The following is a 20,850-nucleotide window of genomic DNA, read 5'->3' on the forward strand; positions in this document are numbered from 1 at the left end:
TCATCGGCTCCGACGGCTCGCTGTGGAGCAACGACGGCAACTACACGACCGGTACCTGGTCGGCCTGGACCAAGGTGGACAGCTCGAATCTGAAGTCGATCAGCGCCGTGGCCATCGGCAACGTCAACCACGTCTTCGCCGTGGCTGCGGACGGTGGCGTCTACACCCGCGACGCCGACTACGACACCGGTACCTGGTCCAGCTGGATTCCCGTCCCGGGCGGGGCCGGCGGCGCCAGGGCCGTCACCGCCGCCGCCACCGGCAACACCGTGCATCTGGGGATCATCGGCTCCGACGGCTCGCTGTGGAGCAACGACGGCAACTACACGACCGGTACCTGGTCGGCCTGGACCAAGGTGGACAGCTCGAATCTGAAGTCCATCAGCGCCGTGGCCATCGGCAACGTCAACCACGTCTTCGCCGTCGCTGCGGACGGTGGCGTCTACACCCGCGACGCCGACTACAACACCGGTACCTGGTCCACCTGGATCCCCGTCCCCGGCGGAGCCGGCGCCTGACACAGCATCACCTCCGGTGGCACAGCATCACCTCCAGGCGAGCCCGGCCCACATGACATCCGCCGCCTCCCTGCACCCAGAGCCCGTCCCGCAACCTGCCCAACCGCCTCACGGACCGCGCCCCGCGCTGCGCCCGCGCTGCGCCCGCGCTGCGCCCGCGCCGCCGTCCGGCAGACAGCCATCGCCCGCCGCAGCCCAGAGCGGCGACATCGCCCGCCACAGCCCAGACCGGCGACATCGTCCGCCACTCGGGGCACCCATCGTCGATCCATCACCACAAGGAGTTCCGCCATGCGTTCCACCGCCTCAAAGCTCACCCAGCTCGCCCTGACCGCAGCCCTCACCCTCTCCGGGACCGTGGCCATGACCGCCGTCACGCTCTCCACCGCGACCACCGCCCAGGCCGCCTCCTCGGTGGGCGGCCCGATCACCCGCTCGGAGATCCTCCAGCGGGCCCAGTACTGGTACGGCAAGACGATCACCTACGACCAGGGCGGCTACTACCCGGACTCCAGCGGTCGCATGTACCGCACCGACTGCGGCGGCTACGTCGACATGGCCTGGCACCTCGCCGACGGCCCCAACACCCTGGGGCTCTCCAACCCCGCCTACACCACCCAGATCCAGCGCAGCGACCTCAAGCCCGGCGACATCCTCGACAGCAAGTACGACCACGTGATCCTGTTCGAGAAGTGGGACGACGCGGCGCACACCACCTTCTCCTACTACTCCTTCGGCTCGACGCCGGTGAAGCACCGCACGGGCATCTCGATCAACGCGGCGTACTTCGACAGCCACCCGAACGGCGACTACCAGGCCTACCGCTACAACAAGGTCGTCGACGACGTCCCGACCGGGTCCTGGGACGTGAACGCGGCGATCACGGCGTCCGCGACCGGTACCACCGCGCGTCTCAACCTGATCGGCTCGGACGGCGCCCTCTACAACACCGACGGCAACTACGCCGGCGGCGGCTGGACCAACCAGTGGGCGCGGCTGGACGGCAGCGCGCTGAAGGCGGTCACCAGCGTGACGGTCAACAACGTGGTGCACGTCTTCGCGCTCGGCGCAGGCGGCCAGGTCTTCGGCAAGGACGCCGACTACACCACCGGTACCTGGTCGAACTGGACCGAGGTCCCCGGGGGTGCCGCCGGAGCGACCTCGCTCGCCGCCGCGGTCACCGGGACGACCGTCCACCTGCAGATCGTCGGTTCGGACGGCGCACTGTACGGGACGGAGGGCAATTACGCGGCCTCCGGGAGCGGTTGGACCGGCAGCTGGGGCCGCCTGGACGGCAGTGGCCTGAAGGCGCTGACCAGCGTGGCGGACGGCAACAAGGTGCACGTCTTCGCGCTCGGCGCGAGCGGCCAGGTCTTCGCCAAGGACGCCGACTACACCACCGGTACCTGGTCGAACTGGACCGAGGTCCCGGGCGGCGCGGCCGGCGCCAAGGGCCTGACCGCCTCGATGACGGGCACCTCCGTGCACCTCGGGATCATCGGTGCGGACAACGCCCTGTACTCCACCGACGGCAACTACGCCTCCTCCGGCAGCGGTTGGACCGGCAGCTGGTTCAAGATCGACCCGAGCCCGGTGAAGTCGCTGACCAACACGGTCATCAACAACGTGATGCACATCTACGCCGTCGGCAGCGACAACCACGTCTACACCATCGACGCCGACTACAACGTCGGCCGGTGGAGCACCTGGGCCGAGCTCCCCGGCGGCGCGGTCGCCACGTCCTGACCCGATCGTCCCCGCACACACCGCCCGGCCCCTCCAGGGGCCGGGCGCACACACATTCCCAGGCCGCCGCCTCGACCTGCTGGCCCGTCCACGGCCGGGATCCGCGCTGCCCCGGGCCGGTGTGAAGCTCCCTGCTTGCCCGTCACTCGTGATCGCCGCTCACCATGGCAGTGGTGATAAGGCGGTAGTCGGCCCTCAGCGCGGTCGCGACGGCGGAAATGGTCTCGTCAGGGCCACAGCGGCCGAGAGCCGACGATCCCGGCCGGGGTGCCTACTCCTGGCAACCTTCCTGGGCCGCGAGCGCCGAGTGGTCGCGGCTTGACGACCTTGGCGGTCCCATGCCGTGACGCATGAGAGTACCCGGGATGGTGTTCGCTTCGCCTCGCTGTGCTTCGCGCGTGGGCGCGCGGACAGCCCGCCGGATCCGGAGGATCCGGCGGGCTGTCCGGCCTTCGGGGGAACGCCTCGGTCGAGCGGGCGGATGGCCCGGTCGTCGAGGGGATCAGAAGGTGGGGAAGGCGGGGAAGGTGCAGGTGGGGGCCGTGCCCGGGTTGTTGGTGGGCGTCACGGTGACACCGGAGCCGGACGGGTGGAGGTTGGTGTCGGCCGCGCTGATGTGGGCGTTGGCGGCGGTTGCCGTGGTGACGTCGAGGTTGAGGTGTTCCAGGGTCACCTGGAGCGGGTGGGCCGGGTCGAGTCCGACGAGGGTGGACTTGGCGCCGCTGGGAGAGTGAGTGGCGGTGACGCCGTCCACGGTGATGCCGGTGAACCAGGGGGTGTTGGAGCCGCTGCCGCCCGAGTAGTGGGTGTCGAAGACGAGCGGGGCGCGCACGGCGTCGAGGCAGGTGTTCAGGTAGCCGATGTCACTGACCTTGCCGCCGTTGGCGGGAGAGCTCTTGATCCGGATGCCGGCGCTGGAGCCGCTGGTGTTGCCGAGCGCGTCGGTGCCGGTGAGGGTGTTGTCGCGGAAGAGCACGTTGGTCACGCCGCTGCTGGTCTCGCTGCCGATCGAGATGCCGTGGGTGCCGTAGAAGTGGTTGCCGCTGACGGTGATGTTGCTGCTGGCCTTGTTGCCGCCCTTGATGGCGATGCCGTCGTCGCCGTCCATGATGAAGGAGTCGGTGATGGTGACGTTGGTGGCGCCGGCCGGGTCGATGCCGTCGGTGTTGCGGGCGGTGGCGGGGGTCTTGATGCGCACGCCCCAGGCGGTGAAGCCGTTGCCGCCGTTGTAGACCACGTGGAAGTTTGCCGAGTTGAGCAGGTCGACGTGGTAGAGCGTGAAGTTGTCGGAGTTGTCCGCCTGGATCAGGCGGGGGTTGTTCTGGTTCGAACCGGCCTTCTGGGCGTCGGTGGCGAGCTGCCACCAGCTGGTGCCCGTGTTCAGGATGGTCTGGTCGCCGCGGCCGTCGATCCGGCCCTGGCTGCCGTCGGCGGCGCGGATGGCCTCGATGCCGGCGTTGGCGCCCTCGACGTGGATCAGCGGCTTGCAGCCGCCGCTGGAGGAGGCGAGGGTGCCGCACTTGGGCTTTCCGGACTGCTGGTAGTCGGCGGGGTTGCGCGAGCCGTACAGGGTGACACCGCTGTCCAGCAGCAGCACTTCGCCCTGGTGGATGGTCAGTGGGCCGGTGAGGAATGCGGTGTGGGCGCCGTCGCCGGCTCGGAGGCGGACGGCGACGGTGTTCTGGCCGGTCTGGGCGCAGCCGTCCAGGGCCTTCTGGATCCGGGCGGTGTCGGGCGGGGTGGTCTCGGACGAGGCGTGCGTGGTCCGGGCGGTCATGGTCAGGGTGGCGGGCACGGCGGCGCAGGTGGTGGTGGGCGGGACCGGCTCGGTGACGTGCCGGGTGTCGCCGGTGGCCATACCGGCGGGAACCGGGGAGCCGGAGCCGGTCGAGGGGGCTTGGCCGACCGGGTTCCAGCCGTCGCTTCCGGCGAGGTAGGCGCGGGCGGTGAGGGCGGCGGCCTGCTCGGCGCTGAGCTGCGGGCTGTCGCCGCCCGTCTCGGCTCCCGCTCCGGCGCCCGGACCGGTGTTGCCGTACGAGCTCAGGCGCGCGGAGCGCCAGGAGAAGCCGCTCATGTCGGTCCAGGGGGTGGTGCTCTTGATCGCGGCTGGGAGCACCGTGTTGCGGATGACGACCTGGGCGACGGACGAGTCGGTCGGGTGCCAGGGCCTGCCGAGGTAGTAGGTGCCGTCCTTCGCGGTGGAGCGCACCGTGCTGTCGGTGATCAGCAGGCCGTACTTGTGCGAGGAGTCCGTGTTGGCAGCGGTGAGGAAGCCGTTGAGGCCGCCGGCGGGGGCGCCGTCGTCGTCGGCCTGGATGGTGGCGTGGTCGAGGACGGCGGTGGCGTTGCCGAAGATCATGTCGACGTCGCCCTCGACGTAGTCGCCGACGAAGTACTGGCGGGTCTGCGCGGTGGCGTTCGGTGACCAGGTGAGCAGGGTGTCCTGGTGGCCGATGATGCGGTCGTTGCGGAAGACCTGGCGGTCTCCTTCGGCGGCTACGGCGACGGCCTGGGTCGGGGTGCCGGGGTGTGCGGCCGCCCGGTCGAAGGAGTTCACGACGGTCAGGTTCTCGACCGTCAGTCCCGCGGCGGCGAACGTGGCCGTGGCGCTGCCCTCGGTACCGAGCTGGCCGCCGCCGGGCTTGGCACTGCCGGCCGAGTTGCCGTAGCTGATGACCACGTCGGCGGGGTTGCCGGTGGCGCCGGTGATGGTCATTCCGGTCTTGTCCACCGGTACGTGGACCACCTCGCGGTAGGTGCCTCTGGCTATCCGGATCCGGTCGCCGGGGCGTGCGGCGTCCACCGCGGCCTGCACGGTGCGGTACTTGCCGCCGCCGTCGGCGGCCACCGTCAGCGTGCGGGCCTTCGCGGGCATGGCGGCCTGGGCGATCAGCGGAACGGCGGCGCCCACTACGGCGAGGGCGCCGGCGACGGCGAGCACCCGGCGGGTCGCCGGACGGCGGCGGTGGGAGGGGCGGTTCTGGTCTGGCAACGGCTCGTCCTTAGGGAGCAGCGGCCCGCAGGAGCGCGGGACCGATCACCCCTCAGTTGCCGCCGCGAGGCGATAGGTTGCCGCGCCCGCGCAAAATTCTTTTCCGGCAACCGCAGTTCCCTCGATGGCGGACGGTGTCAGTGCGGGAGAACGAAGCCGCCCCGTACCGCGGCGGCGGAGTCCTGGGCGTCCACCCGGTAGGTGTCGCCCTTCGGATCGCGCAAACCCGTGGCGTGGTTGTACTGGCCGGCGAAGACGTGCTGCCCCGGCGGCACGGTGCAGCCCGGCTTGAGAATCCAGCGGTAGACCAGTGCCCCACCCTGCTCCTCCTCGGTGACGGCGAAGCAGTCGGCGGGCACCGGTGATCACCACGGCCGGTCCTCCAGAGGTCCGGCTGGAAGGGCGCCGTGGTGGTGACGGGCGACGGCCTCCAACAGCGTCCGACGGGCCCAGCGCCAGCGGACGTCCTTGGTGCGGCCGGTGTCGGCGGCCCACTCGGGCAGTGGCCGGTCCTGCGCGGCGGTGGTGAGCCGACGGCCGAGTTCGCCGATCGCGTGCTGCCAGTGGGCCAGCCGCCCGTACAGGCCGCGCACCAGCTCGTCGACGGCGTGGGCCGGACCGGTGCCGAAGACGCGGGCCTCGGCGGCGGTCTCGGCGAGGACGTCTTCGTCAAGGTCCTCGAAGGTGGCTACGTCCACGGGAATGGGTTCTGGCTCGACTTCCGGATGCTGTTGGTGATCTTCAGCGACCGTCGGCTTGAGTCCGGTCGATCGTCTGGCGGCAGAGGCGTGTGAAGCGGATTGCGGGGCTGGTCCGGTTTTTGCCCGGCTGATGCTGGCGGAGGCGGATGATGTTGGTTCCGGCGGCGGTGAGTACGTGCTGGACGTGGGTTTTCGCTGTGCCGCGGTAGCGGCAGTGACGGAGGCCGTGGGCGTGCACGGTCTCGGAGACGGTGGCCTCGCAGCCGGCCCTGAGGGCGTATCGCTCGCGCCATGGTCTGGTCTGCTGGTCGCGTCGCACCCGGTTCTGGATCTCCTGCAGAGGCTGGGGCAGAAGGAGGATGTGCCGGCCCTTGCCGTCGACGTCGTCCCACCGGAGCACCCGCCCCGCGCCAGCTCGCCCGCCTCGAACAACGCCTACGCACCACCGGCGCCACCCTCCTGATCCCCACCCCCTGGCCCGGCACCGCCGAGCTGCGCCTGACGGTGGGGGATTCGTCCTGGAGCGGGCTCGGTGACGGGTACGGGGCGCTGGAGTCCCGGGCGGTCGCCGCCCGGTGTACGGGGCGGGGCAGAGCGGCCCGGCCGCGTGAGGCACGTCTGCTGCTGCCGGACATGGACGGAGGGGTGAGCGCGGCGGTGTCGAGCCCGGCGGTGCAGCGGCCTGCTGTCAGGGCCGTCGGGTGGTGAGCGCGGTTCCGGGCGCTGCCGGGTGGCGCTGTTCCTGACGTCGGCCTGAGCTCCTGGTGCTGATCGTCCAGCTACTCGACTTTCCCTCCTGCCGGGCTTCTGTGCACTGGTAGTACGTATCGATTGAGCTCTTTCAGCGTTGCAGCTCCAGGGTGAGGACGGCCTTGGCCGCTGACGTAAGCCAGTTCGGGCTGCAGCGGGCATGGCGGAAGATCCGCCACCGTTTGAGTGTCGCCACGCCTCGTTCGACCGGGTACCGGAACCGGGCGTGGGCCCGGTTCAGCGATCTCTGGCCCGCGGTGAGCTCCTTGCCTGGCCTGCGTCTGACCGGGACGGCGAATGTTCCGCCGGCGCCGGTGCAGGCCAGGTCGGCCAGGGCGGGAATGCGGAGTCTGACGCAGGTCCTCACCGAGCGGCCCGCCCGCGAGGTCACCGCCTTGGCCTGGAGCAGCGCGGACCGCTCTCCTCCGCCCGCGCCGAGGAGGAGGCCGCCCTGGTCTCCCTCGCCGAGCAGGCGTTGCGCGAGCGGCCCGCCGATCCGGCCACCACCGAGGACAGTGCGGAGAGCCTGTCGGAGGCCCTGGTCGCTCGCCTGGAGGACGCCGGCCCGCCGGCCCGCCAGGTCTGGCTGCCCCCGCTGGCCACCCCGCCCAGCCTGGACCAACTGCTGCCCGGCGTCGTGCCCGACCCCGAGCGCGGCCTCGGCACCGCCGACCCTCGGCTGCGCGGCGCACTGCGGGTGCCGCTCGGCATGGTGGACCGCCCCTTCGAGCAGCTGCGCGACCTGCTGGTGGCTGACCTCTCCGGCGCCGACGGTCACATCGGCGTCGCCGGCGCTCCGCAGACCGGCAAGTCCACCCTGCTGCGCAGCCTGATCCTCGCGCTGGACCTTCGACGAGGAGGCGTATGCGTCGATGCTCGAGGACGACCTCGCCAACTCGCTGCCCTTCCACCCCTACTTCGGGTCCGAGGACGAAGTGGCGACCGCGGCGACCGCGCGAGCCCTGCTGCCCGGCGTGGCGTGCCGGCTGGCCGCCGAGATCGCCACCTTCGCGAACACCGACGGCGACTTCAGCTCGCGGCGCGTGCTCAGGGACCTCCTCGCCCTCCTCGACGTCGACCCAGACCTCCGCGCACCCCCGGGAGCCCCCTCGTCCTGACCGTGCCACCACCCGCGCCCGGGACCGGACGGGCGACCTTGGCCCTCCAGGGCAAGTCGGGTGCAAGTGCCCTGCAACCGTGATCCGAAGACTGGGGATCATGACTTCGAGCAACACGTCCCTCTCCCCCGTCCACCCCTATACCCGCGAGATGGCGATGATCCACCAGGTGTTCCGCCGCGAGTCGCGCCTGCTGGCCGAACTCGTCCAGGACGCGCAGCCCGGCGACACCGCCCGGTCCCGGATCCTCGCCGAGCACTGGCGGCAGTACGCCGTCGGCCTGCACGCCCACCACACCGGTGAGGACGAGGTGCTCTGGCCCGTACTGCTGCCCCACCTGGACCTCGACGCCGAGCAGGTCCTGGCGATGGAGGCGCAGCACCGCGAGCTGGACGAGGGGATCACCGCGGTCCAGGCGGTCATGGACCGGTGGCAGGTGCAGGCCCTGCGCGAGGACCGGGACGAGCTCGTCGAGGCGCTGCGCCGGCACCACCGGCAGCTGTGCGCCCACCTCGACGAGGAGGAGCGGGAGGTGATGCCGCTGGTCGCGCTCCACGTGAACGAGCGGCAGTGGCACGCGGTGGGTGAGCGGGGTCTGGCCGAGACGCCCCGGGACCGGCTGATGATCGCGCTGGGCGCGATCCTGGAGGACAGTTCGCCCGAGGAGCGCCGGGAGTTCCTCGGCCGGCTGCCCCTTCCGGCCCGGGTGCTGTGGAGGCTGCTGGGGCAGCGGCAGTACCGCCGTGAGACCGACCGGATCCGCGGCCGGCGCACCGGCGCCTGACGTTCCGTCGCCCGGCGACCCCCCTCCCCGAAGCCCTCCTGCGGGTGCCCGTCACCGGGTGCCCGCCCTCACCGTACCGATCGAGGAACTCCCACCGATGCGCATCGGATTCTCCGTCCCCCAGTTCGGCCCGTTCGCCGATCCCGGCCGCAGTGCCGCGATGTGCGCGGCGCTGGAGGCGCTGGGCTGCCACAGCCTCTGGGTGGCCGACCGGCTCCTGGCCCCGCTCACCCCTCCCGACGGCTACGCCGGCGGGAAGCCGATGCCCCTCCGGTACGGCACCCACCTCGACCCGCTGCTCGCCCTGAGTGTGGCGGCCACGGCGACGGAGCGGGTGCGGCTGGGCAGCAGCACGCTCAACGCGCTGTGGCAGCCGCCCCTCGTGCTCGCCCGGGCGCTGACGACCCTCGACCTGATCAGCCGCGGGCGTCTGGACGTGGGCCTCGGGCTGGGCTGGATGCGTGAGGAGTACGAGGCCGCCGGGGTGCCCTGGAAGGGGCGCGGCGCACGGCTGGAGGAGACCCTCGACGTCCTGGAGGCGGTGTGGCGGTCCGAAACGGTGGTCCACACCGGCCGGCTGTGGACCGTCCCCGAGTCGACCGTCCTGCCCAAGCCCGTGCAGGGGCCGAGGCCGCCGATCCTGCTGGGCGGCTTCACCCCGCCCGCGCTGGAGCGGGTCGGCCGGCGCGCGGACGGCTGGCTCGCGGCCTCGATGCCGCTGCCGTACTTCGAGGGTCTCTGGGCGGTCGCGGTGGAGGCCGCCGAGCGGGCGGGGCGGGACCCGGCGGGGCTGCGCCGGGTGTTCCGGGTGAACCCCGATGTCACGGCGGCGGAGGCGGATCCCTCGGAGGTCCACGAGCGCGGGACGGTGCGCCAGATCTGCGACCACCTGAGGGTGATGTGCCGGGCGGGGAACGACGAGGTGCTGGTGGACCTCCAGTTGACGACGGATTCGCCCGGGGAGTTCCTCGACCTGGCGGCGGCGTTCATGGCGGAACTGGCCGAGCCCGTCCCGGGCTGACCGGGCCGTCCCGCACCGGCCGGGCCGTCCCCTCCCCGTGCCGGCCGAGCGCCATCCTCTCCGGCGCGTCGGCCGGGCCGAGCACCGGCCGACGCGGGCGGGGCGCCGCTACGCGGACGCCGGCGGCAGCGCGTCCAGGCCTGCCCGCGCGGCGTCCGCCCAGTGGGGGGAGTCCCAGGCGGCCGCCACCTGCGCGGCTTCGAGGTAGTGCTGGCGGGCCTGTTCGGGGCGGTCCAGGAACCGGGCGAGGTCGCCCAGGCTCTGCGCGACGGGCCGAAAGACGATGCTCAGGCTGCTCGCGCCGCCCGCCAGAGCCCGCAGGGGCAGCAGGTCCCGGTACACCTCGTCGGCGGCCGCCCGGTCGTCCAGGGCGATGGCGGCCCGGCCGCGCAGCCCGGCCAGGACGGAGTAGGCGAAGTCGCGTCGGAGCGGCACCCGGCGGCCGAAGGCGTCCCGGGCGTCCTCGGTACGGCCCGCGGCCAGCAGCGCTAGAGCGGTCATGGCTTCGTTGAGCGGCTGGTACTGCTCCCACACCGCGAGGACCATCGCCAGCACCTCGTCCAGCCGGCCCTGCTGCAGCCGGATGCACCCGATGGCCAGGGCCGCCAGAGAGCTGAGGTCCACCGCTCCCCGTGCGCGCAGCTCCGCCACCGCCGACCCGAGGGCCTGTTCGGCGTCGTCGAAGCGGCCCTGGGCCATGGCGACCATGGCGCCGCGCAGCCTGGCCACCGCGAACGCGCCCTGGAGCTCGTACGTGCGGGCGATCTCGTCCGCGCGGACGAGGCACCGCTCCATCTCCGCCGGGTCGTTGCGGCCGGCGGCGATCCGGGCGGCGATGTAGCTCGTCATCCAGGAGTACTCGGGGCTGTCCTGGGCGGCGGCCACCTCGGCGAGTTCCCGGTGGAGCTCCAGGTAGGCGGCGGGCTCCAGTTCGCAGTCGACGCGGCGCAGTACCGAGGAGAGCGTCAGGCCGCGCAGTCGGGGCTCGCCCACCGTCCGGGCGAGTTCGACGGCCTGGCGGGACACGGCCACGGCACGGGGGTCGGCGTCGTCGAGGGCGTCGGCCAGCTGGTCGAGGAGCAGGCACCGCTGCCGGTCGGCCAGGCCCGGGTTCTCCAGGAGCTTGCCGAGTTCCTCGACGGCCTCGGGGTCGAATGCGGCGTAGGCGCGCACGCGCCAGGGCGTCGGTTCGGTCCATGCCGTGTAGGCGGCGGTCAGCAGGTCGTTGCGGCCTTCCGCGCGGGCCACGCCGATGGCCTGCAGCTGTGCCTCGCGGGCGGGTACGACGGCGCCCATCCGGATCCGGCAGTCCACCAGCTGGCCCAGCAGTGCGACCCGCAGCAGGGTGGCGTCCTGGTCGGCGAAGGCGGCGGGGTGGTCGGTGAGCAGGCCGAGGGCCGCGTTCAGGAGGGCTTCGGCGTTCTGGGGGGCGTAGCGGCGCACGGCCTGTTCGCAGGCGAGCCGGGCGTGGTGAAGGGCGGGGGCGGCGTCGGCGGTTACGACCGCGGCCGCCCGTAGGAGGTGGTGGGCGGTGGCGGCGACGTCGTCGGAGCCGAGGGCGATCAGGGACCTGCCGAGGCGGGAGTGCATCCGGGCCAGCCGCAGGCGGGTGAGGTCGCCCTCCAGGGCGTCCCGCACGAGGGCGTGGGTGAAGCGGACGGTGCCCGGGCGCGGTTCGGTGAGCAGTCCGGCGGTGACGCCGGCGTCCAGGGCGTCGAGGAGTTGGTCGGCGTCGCTGTCCGCCGCGTGGACGAGCAGGGCCACCGCGGCCTCGCGTCCGGCGACGGCCGCCAGCCGCAGCCCGGCGGTGACGGTCGGGGCGAGCAGGGCGAGGCGTCGCCGCAGCACGTCCTGGACGCCCTGCGGGACGCGGGCCAGTGCCTGCTGCTCGCCCTCACCGGCCATCAGGAACGAGCTCTCGCGCAGGTAGAAGGGGTTTCCGCCGGCGCGTTCGGCCAGGGCCACGGCGGCGTGGTCGCTCATGCCGGCTGCGCCGCGGCGCAGCAGTTCGACGGCCTGGGCGTCGGACAGTCCGCAGAGGGCGAGCCGGAGCGGCGACCAGGCGGCCAGGCGTGCCAGGGCGCCGGTCAGGTCGCCCTCGCCGGTGCGGTAGGAGCCCACCAGGAGCAGCGGGACGTCGCGCAGTTGCTCGGCGCAGAGCAGGTAGAGCTCGATGCTCTCCTGGTCACCGCGGTGCAGGTCGTCCAGCACGATCGCCAGGGGGCGGCGCAGGGCCGTCTCGCGGAGCCAGCCGAGCAGTGCCTTGTGCAGTCGGAAGCGCCGGGCGGGGCTGCCGTCCGGTTGTCCGGTGTCGCTCGCGGTGCCGGGGGCCAGCAGCGGGGCGAGCTCATCGGCGTAGGGGCCGGGTGGTGCGGCCTGTGCCAGGGTGGGCAGCATGTCGAACCAGGCCCGGCCGGGCGGGGCGCCCTCGGTCTCCGGGCAGTGTCCGGTGCCGACCAGCCAGCCCTGTTCGGGCAGTTGACGGACGGCGGCCTCCAGGAGGCTGGATTTGCCGATGCCGGCCTCGCCGGAGACCAGGACGACCTGCGCGCGGCCGGCCCGGGCCCGGTCGGCCGCGGCGGCGAGCTCGGCGAGTTCGTCGTCGCGGCCGAGGAGCCGGTCGGCCGTCAGGACCGTCGGCGTCCGGCCCCCGTGCCGGCTCCCGGTCCCGCTGCGGCTCCCGACGGTGGCGACCGTGCCCCGTGTCGGCGCGAGGGCGGTGCCCGGCGCGGCGGGTGTGCCGGTCGCGCGGTGGAGGACGTCCAGGCGCTTGTGCAGCAGGGCCTGCTCCAGTTCCAGCAGTGCGGGCCCGGGCTCGACGCCGAGTTCCTCGCCGAGGACGTGCCGGGCCCGGCGCAGCGCGGCCAGCGCGTCGCCCTGGCGGTCGCGGGCCCACAGGGCCAGGGCAAGCAGCCGCCAGCCCTCCTCGTGCAGCGGCTGTTCCCGGGTCAGCGTGCCGGCGTCGGCGAGGGCCTGGGCGGCCTGGCCGCAGCCCAGCCGTGCGGCCGCGAGGCGTTCGCGGGCGGTGCGGTACACCTCTTCCAACCTGGCGCGTTCGCCGGCGGTCCACGGTTCGTCCGAGAACTCGGCGTACGGCTGTCCGCCCCACGAGGCGAGTGCGTCGGCGAGGCCTTCGGCGGCGGCGTGGGCGGGCAGTTCCGCCGCCGAGCAGGCCGCGACCCGGTCCTCGAACACCCAGGCGTCCACCGCGTCCTGCCCGACGGCGAGGGCGTAGCCGTAGGGGGCGCTGACCAGCAGCCGTGCGGGTGTGCGCGGTGCCCGGTCCGGTTCGAGGACGCGCCGCAGACGGGCGATGTAGGCGTGGAGCGAGGTCTGTGCGCTGGAGGGGACGCGCTCGGGCCACAACCGTTCGATGATCCGTTCCGTGGGCACGACCGCCCCGCGGGCGAGCAGCAGTTGGACCAGGACCATGCGGGCGAGCCGGCCGCCGGTATCGACCGTGCGGCCGTCGACCTCGACCCGGAACGAGCCGAGCACCTTCAATACGATCATGACGGGAACATCGTAGACGGCACGTGTGCTTCCCCTCGTAGCGTGGAGTCGTGACCCGATAAGGAGTTGAGGGTGGGGAAGCGACGCACGTACGACGCCGAGTTCCGTGAGGGCCCGTGCGGATCGTGCTGGAGACCGGGAAGCCGGCCGCGCAGGTGACCCGGGACCTGGGAGTGCGCGAGGCCACACTCCAGAACTGGGTGCACGCCGCCCGCAAGGCCTCGGAGGCCGGGACGGGGCCGGTGGAGGAGTCCGAGCGCGAGGAGCTCGCGCGGCTGCGCGCGAAGGAGAAAGAGCAGGCCAAGCGCATCGTCGAGCTGACGGTCCGGCTGGCAGGGGTCTGTGCCCTGCGGGGCCGTGATGGTTGGTGAGCGTCCGGCGAACATCGGACGCCCCCGGAGCCCGGTCGGGCCCCGGGGGCGGGGCGATCCTCCGCCAGGCCTGCCCGGCCCGGCTGGCCTGTCGACGTCGACCGGATCCGGCACTGGCCCCCCTTGGCCGACTGATGCCCCCGTGGACGGCCCTGACGGCGACCATCGTGCCCTGACGCATCGTTCGGCCCCAGGGTGCGGTCCGGCCCCGGGAGGCCCGGGAAGGGCCCTTCTCTGGCCTCCTGATGCAGCTCCCGGTGCAGTTCCTGCTGTGACTCCTGATGCGGCTCCTGATGCCGGCACCCCCGGCCCGGGCGCGGGCTGGCATCTGTGCAGCTCACCGGGCCAACCAAGGTGGCCGGAAAAGCCGACATCCCTCTCTACGCACCCCTGTCCTCCTGGTGGTGGGGGTGGGTGGTGGTGCGCTGCCGGGTCGGGGTGGCCTGCGGCGCTGGCTGGCGGGCCCTGCCCGGCGGCCTCGCGGCCTTCGTGGTCCCGGTTGGGCTGCCGGGGACGGTCCGGTGCAGCCCGGTGTTCAGCGGGGTGGTTGAACCTGGGCCATCGCGTCGACTGGTTGCCCGCGTTTCAGGGGCCGAGGCTGTTCGGTTGGGGGTGTGGCTCGTAGTTCGGCACGGGATTCGGCGTTCCTGGACGGGGCCTGTACGTATACCGCGACATTGGCGACGCTGGGACGCTGTCTGGATTCTTTCGTGTCACAGGATCCTTTCGGGTTCGCGTGGAGGCCCTTGAACTCCAGGAAGCACTCCGCCTGGCCCGGCTGATGGGTTGACGGGAGCCGGGCGTTGGCCCGTCGGGCGCGTCAGGCGCGCCGGACGCGCGGTGGTGGGAGGGCTCGCCTGGAACGCAACACCGCGTTGGTGGTACCGGCCCGGGCCCGCGCTGCCCGCGCTGCCCACAGCGCACGGTTCAGACGCAGTGTGACCCACGGCAGTGTGATCCGCCCCCCGTCCGTCCGGCAGGTCGACCAGGCGGCCGGCCGCGACCGCCGGCTCCACGGCACCGTCGTGGAACGGGCGCGGGGCCGGCAGCTCCAGTAGCACGACCCGCCGCGGCAGCGCGGTCACCTCGGCCGGGCACGGCACGAGCCGCGCCTGCTGTGCGTCGGCGCCGACCGTGCCCCGTGCGGGGGTGGTGTGGTGTTCGCGGGCGTCGGCATCAGCGCCGAAGTCGACTGGTTTGACCACGGAACGTGGCTGAATGGTTACTGGCGGGAGCGGTGGGGGGAGTCCTAGGTTCTGAGCGGGGTGAGATCAGTAGGTCCACCACCGGCCCATCGGAGAGGCGGTACGTCCGTGCCCTATCAGTCCGTTCCGCCCGAGCGTCTGAAGGTCCTGCAGGGCATCGTCGACGGGAGCCCGCACGCGCCGCGTGGCCTGGGGCTGTCCTGTGATGACATCAAGTCGAGGATGGACGCCTACCTGACGAGTTCGTTCGAGGACCCGGAGGAGGGCGCGGCGTACTTCATCTGGTTCCTGATCGCGATCATCTCGGGTTGCGACTTCATCTGGAACGACGTCAATGACCCGTACTGGATCGATGTCTCCTCCGGGAAGCCGTTCCAGCTGCAGATGGCACATCCGGAGTGGGACAACCGCGGCTGCAAGCTGATGATGTACGACGACGACATTCCCGCTCTGTTCAGTGACAACATGAACCGGAAGGGCGACTACGATCCGTCGCAGGACGTTCACAACCTCTTCCATGCGGTACCCGTCGGCTACCAGCTCGAAGGGCGCGATGCCTACTACATCTTCGTCCAGGACGGAGCCCATTCGGGCAAGTCGCTGACCAGCTACTGGGACGCCGACGCAGGCGACCGCAAGATCAATGCGCTGGAACACGATCCTGCCACTGCCGATCGGTGGACTGTCAGCGACAACATCACGGTCGGTGGCTGCGGAGGCCGTGCAATCGACAACTACGACGCGCAAGGAAACCACCAGGGGAGGATGGACGTTCCCCAGGGGAAGGGCGGCCACCCAATCCTCGTCTGGCCCGACTGGAACGGCGATTACAACCAGATCTTCCAGCTGCGTCCGACCGTGTACGAGAACCTCTGACCGAGGCAGCGCGTGGAACCGGGGGCACGGGCGGTCTGTCCGGCTTCCCGTCGCCCCGGCTTCCCGTCGCCCCGTCGCCCCGTCATGCAGCCGACTTCGTCGAGGCGGCGTGTCGATGTCCGTTGCCACGGCGGGTGTGCCGGCGAGGCGACCGGGGTCTCCTGCGGGACGCCACCGACGCGGACTCGGTCGGGGAGGCCTGTTCCGAGGTGGGGCTGGGCCGCCGGCCCCCGCCGGACGAGGTGGGGTTCTCCTGCGGACGCGGTGCGGCGCTGAGCTGAGCACTGACTGCAGTGGGTGCTCGGGTCGACTCCACGCGTGGACGGTGTCACGCCGGCGCGCTCCGCCGTCGCTTCGCCCAGGCCGTGGGCGTCTCCGCTGACAGGTTCCGTGCTTCGGCACACCGGCTGTGCCGGAGCACGGAACCTGTCGCAACGGGACGGGGCCTGCCGTGAAGATCGAAACGGCGGCGCGGCAGGGGGCTGAGACTGCAGTGGTCCGCGTCAGTGTCCCCGGGGCGGGCCGGCGCCTGCGTGGGGCACTGTCCCCTGGCTGGACGTCAGGCCTGGAACTGCGCGGTCACGCGCAGGCCCTGCAGGACCAGTTCGCCGATGACGGGCTGGTCGAGCCCGTCGGTGTAGACGAGTGAGGTGAGGCTGCTGGGAAAGGCGTCGATGATGCTCCAGGTCGTCGACGGGGAGAGATCCTCGTCGAGCAGGGCGAGCGTCACGTCCTTCTTCGGGCTTGCATGCGACTGCAGGGAGATCCAGTCGTAGAGCGCCTTGTAGCCGTCGGCCGAGCCGCGGCGAAGCGAGACGACCGCCGGCTTCCTCGGGCCGAGCATCGGGATGACGTCTCCCGCACTCTCCTGGTATCCGACGACGTCGAAGCCGATCTCCAGTCCGGAGATGTCGCAGAACAGGTAGTCCTGCCCGTCGACGGAGAGCTTGTAGCGGTACGCAGGCGTGGACATGGGACTCCCGGTGTCGGCCGCATTGCGCGGCGCGGTCTACTGCTTGCGCTGCACCACTCTATGCCACGGACCTGTGACGGAAAGTGTGGTTTCCGTGCACGGGTTGCCCGACGAGGGTGCGTCCTTCGCCAAGGCGTTGCAGGGATCCCTCAGTGCGGCCGCCGGCCCGGCCGGGAAGTCCGTGGGGAAGCCGGCGGCAGCCCAAGTGCACCAGCTCCCCGGCACGGCCCGACCTGCGCGATCACGGCAGAAGGTCACGGCACTCCTCCATGCCCACCGATGGCTCCACCGTCAGAGGTGGACCTGGGCCGGGCGACCCGGGGGCCTGAAGGGCTGTCGGTCTCGGATGCCGCCTTCCCGACAACCCCGGGTGACCACCGGGGACGGTGACGAGGCACGACAATGGCGGCGGCTGGTGTGAGTACGACGACGCGGTGCCGGTCACCGCCACCACCTGGGGCTGCTGGCCGAACCTCGGCTCCAGGGCGGTGTAGAGGGGCTGTGCTGCGGCGATGGCGGTACCCCGGCCGGCGCGCTGGAACAGGCACTGGCCGTACTACCCCCGGACGCCCGCCCCTGCCCGACACCATGACTGTCAGGACTGCCGGGCCGGGCCGGACGGCGGCGACGCCCGCACCATCTCAGTCGGCCGGGACATGACCGTCCCGGAGATCTGGCGCACCGACAAGTGCCCCGCCCACACGATCGAGCGGGTCCTGTTGGAGGCCTGTGCCGCGAAGGTCAAGGAACAGGACGCGAGGGCCAAGGATGCCCTCCCCGCGGCCTGCCGGCGGCTTCAGGACGCCGCAGCTGCCGTCCCGGCAGACACCGCCGCAGTGCCCCTCGTCGCGGCCCGATTGGAACTCGTCCGGGCCCAGGCTGCCGCCACCGCAGCGCCTGCCGGGCACATCCCGGATCCAAGTCCCGGCAGACCGCCCGAGGGTGTGGCGTGATGGGGCGTCGGGTAGGGCCCCGTGCATGGTGATGAGTTCACGTCATAAGGGTGACCCGCAGCGGCTGGCACTGATCCTGCCGGGGTTGACCTACACCCCGGCCAGACCGCTGCTGCACTACCTGGCGCGCATGCTGAATACCCGCGGATGGAGTGTGCGGGAGCTGTGGTGGGATCCGCCGACCCGTGGGCGCCGGACATACGTCGAGGAACAGGCCCTCGCGGCACTCGCCGAGGAGGAGGCGCGCCAGGTCCTGATCGTGGCGAAGTGCCTGGGATCCCTCTTTCTGCCGGCCTCCCAGCGCCACGCGATCCCCGGGATCTGGCTCACCCCCATGCTGGATGACCCTGCAGTGGCCGAGGCCGTCGCGACCGGGCGCACGCCGGGCCTGGTGATCGGCGGGACCGCAGACCCTCACTGGTGCCCGGCCGCCGCCCGTGCCGGCCGGGCCGCCGTCCTGGAGCTGCCCGGCGCCGACCACGGCCTGGAAGTCCCCGGGGAGATCACGACCACGCTCGGCTACCTCGGGAGAGTCACCGCGGCCGCTGCCGACTTCGCCGACAGCGTCCCCGCAAGTCGCCTGAGCGCCCTGGCCGATTCCGAAGGTGTCGGCATATGCAGGAGCAGCAGCGGACAGGAGGGCCACGTCAGTCAGCGCCGCCAGAGCGATGTTCCTCTTCATGATCAGACCAACGACGCACGCTCTTGAGCAATGCGGCTGTACCGGTTGGTTTGCCGGCCCGGGCCGCTTCCCGTACGGCTCAGTGCTTCGGCGGGAAGTCGCATTGACCGATCTTCGGATTGAAGACGAGGCCGGACGGGCACTGCATCGGCATCGGCACAAGGTCGGAGGTGCACTCGTAGAACTTCGAGGGATCGGTCGGGTCGGGGAGTAGCTGGCTGTCGAACTCGCACAGGGGCCTGGTCTCGCTCATGTGATCGTTTCTACTCTGCCGGGGCAGGTCACAGGGGGACTCTGGAGGATCGAGCGTATCCGCCCCTCGCTCCCAGCGGCTGCTGCCGGGCGGCCTGTCAGACTCCGTTCGGCGGCGCTGTGGTGCCCCGTGGTGGCCCGGCCTGCGGGATGTGCCGGCTACTCCCACCGCATCCCGAGTTCGGTGAGGCGTGCGGCAGCGGGTCGCCGGGGTCCGGGTCGGTGCCGGCCGCGTGCGCGACCATCTGGTCCGGCTGATCCGGGTGCTCGATGACGACGAGGATGCCCACTGCCCCACCCTGCGGCCGGAATCGGCCGGAGTGCATCCCGGGGCGTTCCTCCCGCCCGCCGTCCCGGGGTCCGCCGCTTGGTGGCTGGGTCGCTCGGGTCGCTGTCCGGACGGTCTGGTGTGACCTGGTGGTGTTTCGGGGGTGTTTTCGGGCTGTCCGGGGCTGTCCCGGGGGCACCTCGGCGGTCTGGCCGGGCGGTGTGGGGGTGGTGGCCGTTGCCTGGTTCTGTTCACGTTGCGTGTTCGTTGTGTCCGCGTGGACCCTGTGTGGGGTGGTTCCGGGTCCGGGGAATGGTCACGGGAACTTCAGGGGTGTTTTTTCGCCTGCTATTCCGGTGGTAGTTCCCGGGTTTCCCGGTCCCTTCCTCGGCGCTTGCGCCGTCCGTTCTCGATGTGCCCGCCCGCCGCTCCGCCCTGGTGCTGTCCGTTCTCGACGTGCCCTCCCCGGCTCGGCGTAGCCGGGGCCCGCGCCGACACCCTCGTCGTCCTGGCCGCCGTCCCGGCGCTCCGCCCGTTCGTCCCGCCGCGCCCCGGCGCCCCGCCCCGCTCGCCGCGGTCCAGGCCCCCGCCCGGCCGGTCCTGCTGCGTCTCCTGGTGGTGTCCTTGCCCCCGGGTGGGGTGTGACTGTCCCACCCTGGTTTCCCAGGTGGCAGTGCCTCACCCGGGGCCTGGGACGTTGGGACACCGCCCCGCCGTGCTGCCCCGCTGCCCCGGCGCCGCCCCGGGCCGGCCGTCCTCCCCGCCGGCGTCGCCTCCCGGCCCCCGGCCAGGCGTGCATGTCGCGCCCGTCCCTCCCGGGGGTGCTGTCGCGTCGTTTCCCAGCACGGATGCCCCGGATCCCCTCTCCCGCTCCCGCATCGCGACAGCACGACACCACCCCCCCGGCCCCGCGCCCCGTCCTGGCCCGGCGCAGCCGGGGGCCGCCTCACCCGCCCAGCACCCCCGGCCCCGCTTCCGCGGGGCCACCAGGCCCCGGACAAGCCGCCCCCTTTCACGGGGGATCCCTGAGCCCCCGCCCCGCCCTGGGGCCGCCCCGTCCCACCCCCAGCACCACCCCGTTCCCGCCCCCGCCCCAGGCCCGCGGTGACGCCGCAGGCGACACCCCCCAACCACCCGCCAAGGGGCCGCCAGGCCCCGACCCCCTCGCCGAAGGCCCGCCTCTTTTTCCGGAGTTCCCGGACGGTGTTGCGCTTTTGTGGTGGCCCTGTGCTGCGCCCTGTTCTGTGTGGTGTTGTGACCGTGTTTTCTGGTGGTGTGGTGGCTAAGAGAGGTTCACTGACGCGTGGCCGGTTATTGGGGGGGATTGGTGGTGTTCGGAGTGAGGAACTATGGACCGGTGGAAGGACCGGTTCTGGTGTCGTATCAGGGTGTTTTGGGGACGGGTAAATCGGGCCTGCTCCGACAGTTCACAGTGCGAGGTTCGCCGACCCGCAGTCAATCGGGGGCTGTGCCAGTATTCGAAGCGCTCGCAAGGCATATCCGGGAGGCGGTCTCGCATGCCCGGCAAGGGGCCGTGCCGGTGACACCCCAGCGCGTTCCAGGCCCCGCGCTGCGCCCCTTCCGGGCCCGCCGGGGCGGTGGTGACCGTCCCGCCCGGCGCCGCTGTCCGGGGGCGCTCCCCGGCTCGTTCCAGCCACCGGTGCCGTGCTGCGCCCCGGCGACTGCGGCACCCGCACCGCGCCGGCACTGCCGCTGCGACGTCGCCGGGGCGCAGCCCCGACGCCCCGCCAGGGGCGCCCCGGCCCGGGGGTTGGTGCTGTTCCAGGAAATTCACGCCATATCGTCAACGGGCTCCGTGTCGGATACCCGCCTCCCCGTCAGGGGAGGCCCTTTCACCGGCAATTCGCGCCACATCGTCAACGCTGCCACCGGACACGGCCCCGCCCCGCAGGGGCGGGGGTGCAACCGGCAATTCGCGCCACATCGCCAACAGTCCCTCAAGGCGGGCCGCAGGCCCGTGCCAACCACCCCAAAACCTGAGGCCCCGCCAGGGGCCGCTACGCGCCCCCGGATTCGCCGCAGGCGAATCAGCCCCAGCCACCCCGCCCGGCGCAGCCGGGCCCCGAGGCGCAGCCTCGGGCAACCACCCACGGTGACGCCGCCAGG

The 20,850-nt window shown here is 72.1% G+C and carries 15 protein-coding genes and 1 pseudogene; 8 read left to right on the forward strand and 8 right to left on the reverse strand.

Going from position 1 to position 20,850, the window contains the following annotated elements; all coding sequences use genetic code 11:
* Both ACIRST_RS33765 and ACIRST_RS33770 read left to right on the forward strand, forming a co-directional pair.
* Positions 1-518: pseudogene (locus ACIRST_RS33765) on the forward strand (hypothetical protein); the annotation flags it as partial.
* Between the two features lie 291 nt (positions 519-809).
* Positions 810-2,264: a hypothetical protein gene (locus tag ACIRST_RS33770; RefSeq protein ID WP_402807192.1), complete on the forward strand. Its 1,455-nt coding sequence runs from the start codon at positions 810-812 to the stop codon at positions 2,262-2,264.
* A gap of 502 nt (positions 2,265-2,766) precedes the next feature.
* Here the strand turns inward: ACIRST_RS33770 and ACIRST_RS33775 are convergent.
* The 5 genes from ACIRST_RS33775 to ACIRST_RS33795 form a co-directional block, all read right to left on the reverse strand.
* Positions 2,767-5,256, reverse strand: coding sequence for a pectinesterase family protein (locus ACIRST_RS33775; RefSeq protein ID WP_402807194.1), 2,490 nt, complete (start codon positions 5,254-5,256; stop codon positions 2,767-2,769).
* A gap of 137 nt (positions 5,257-5,393) precedes the next feature.
* Positions 5,394-5,615: a hypothetical protein gene (locus tag ACIRST_RS33780; RefSeq protein WP_402807197.1), complete on the reverse strand. Its 222-nt coding sequence runs from the start codon at positions 5,613-5,615 to the stop codon at positions 5,394-5,396.
* Positions 5,616-5,621: 6 nt separating this feature from the next.
* Positions 5,622-5,954, reverse strand: coding sequence for a hypothetical protein (locus ACIRST_RS33785; protein WP_402807199.1), 333 nt, complete (start codon positions 5,952-5,954; stop codon positions 5,622-5,624).
* Between the two features lie 43 nt (positions 5,955-5,997).
* Positions 5,998-6,357 (reverse strand): transposase, encoded by a 360-nt coding sequence (locus ACIRST_RS33790; RefSeq protein ID WP_402807202.1) that lies wholly within the window; start codon positions 6,355-6,357, stop codon positions 5,998-6,000.
* Positions 6,358-6,798: 441 nt separating this feature from the next.
* Complete coding sequence (locus ACIRST_RS33795) at positions 6,799-7,485, reverse strand: transposase family protein (protein ID WP_402807205.1); 687 nt, start codon at positions 7,483-7,485, stop codon at positions 6,799-6,801.
* Between ACIRST_RS33795 and ACIRST_RS33800 the strand changes: the two genes are divergently transcribed.
* The 3 genes from ACIRST_RS33800 (at position 7,417) to ACIRST_RS33810 (ending at position 9,630) form a co-directional block, all read left to right on the forward strand.
* Entirely contained in the window at positions 7,417-7,908 is a 492-nt protein-coding gene (locus tag ACIRST_RS33800) for an FtsK/SpoIIIE domain-containing protein (protein WP_402807208.1), read from the forward strand. The genes ACIRST_RS33795 and ACIRST_RS33800 overlap by 69 nt on opposite strands.
* Before the next feature lie 17 nt (positions 7,909-7,925).
* Complete coding sequence (locus tag ACIRST_RS33805; protein WP_402807210.1) at positions 7,926-8,609, forward strand: hemerythrin domain-containing protein; 684 nt, start codon at positions 7,926-7,928, stop codon at positions 8,607-8,609.
* 97 nt (positions 8,610-8,706) lie between these two features.
* Positions 8,707-9,630: a TIGR03619 family F420-dependent LLM class oxidoreductase gene (locus tag ACIRST_RS33810; RefSeq protein ID WP_402807213.1), complete on the forward strand. Its 924-nt coding sequence runs from the start codon at positions 8,707-8,709 to the stop codon at positions 9,628-9,630.
* A 108-nt stretch (positions 9,631-9,738) separates the two neighbouring features.
* On the opposite strand, the gene ACIRST_RS33815 is transcribed toward ACIRST_RS33810, so the two are convergent.
* Entirely contained in the window at positions 9,739-13,143 is a 3,405-nt protein-coding gene (locus tag ACIRST_RS33815) for a BTAD domain-containing putative transcriptional regulator (RefSeq protein WP_402807216.1), read from the reverse strand.
* 116 nt (positions 13,144-13,259) lie between these two features.
* On the opposite strand from ACIRST_RS33815, the gene ACIRST_RS33820 reads away from it, so the two are divergent.
* On the forward strand, positions 13,260-13,514 hold the full coding sequence (locus ACIRST_RS33820) for a transposase (protein WP_402807218.1): 255 nt from the start codon (positions 13,260-13,262) through the stop codon (positions 13,512-13,514).
* A gap of 1,313 nt (positions 13,515-14,827) precedes the next feature.
* Positions 14,828-15,595: a hypothetical protein gene (locus tag ACIRST_RS33825; protein ID WP_402807220.1), complete on the forward strand. Its 768-nt coding sequence runs from the start codon at positions 14,828-14,830 to the stop codon at positions 15,593-15,595.
* 559 nt (positions 15,596-16,154) lie between these two features.
* On the opposite strand, the gene ACIRST_RS33830 is transcribed toward ACIRST_RS33825, so the two are convergent.
* Positions 16,155-16,568, reverse strand: a complete 414-nt coding sequence (locus ACIRST_RS33830) for a phage tail protein (RefSeq protein ID WP_402807223.1) — start codon at positions 16,566-16,568, stop codon at positions 16,155-16,157.
* A gap of 978 nt (positions 16,569-17,546) precedes the next feature.
* On the opposite strand from ACIRST_RS33830, the gene ACIRST_RS33835 reads away from it, so the two are divergent.
* Positions 17,547-18,230: a hypothetical protein gene (locus ACIRST_RS33835; RefSeq protein WP_402807225.1), complete on the forward strand. Its 684-nt coding sequence runs from the start codon at positions 17,547-17,549 to the stop codon at positions 18,228-18,230.
* Between the two features lie 52 nt (positions 18,231-18,282).
* Here ACIRST_RS33835 and ACIRST_RS33840 read toward each other — a convergent pair whose 3' ends face one another.
* A complete protein-coding gene (locus ACIRST_RS33840; RefSeq protein ID WP_402807227.1) occupies positions 18,283-18,456 on the reverse strand; it encodes a carbohydrate-binding module family 14 protein in 174 nt (57 codons plus the stop codon).
* Between the last annotated feature and the right edge of the window lie 2,394 nt (positions 18,457-20,850).

The sequence above is a fragment of the Kitasatospora sp. NPDC101447 genome (assembly GCF_044767225.1).
Classification (GTDB): Bacteria; Actinomycetota; Actinomycetes; order Streptomycetales; family Streptomycetaceae; genus Kitasatospora.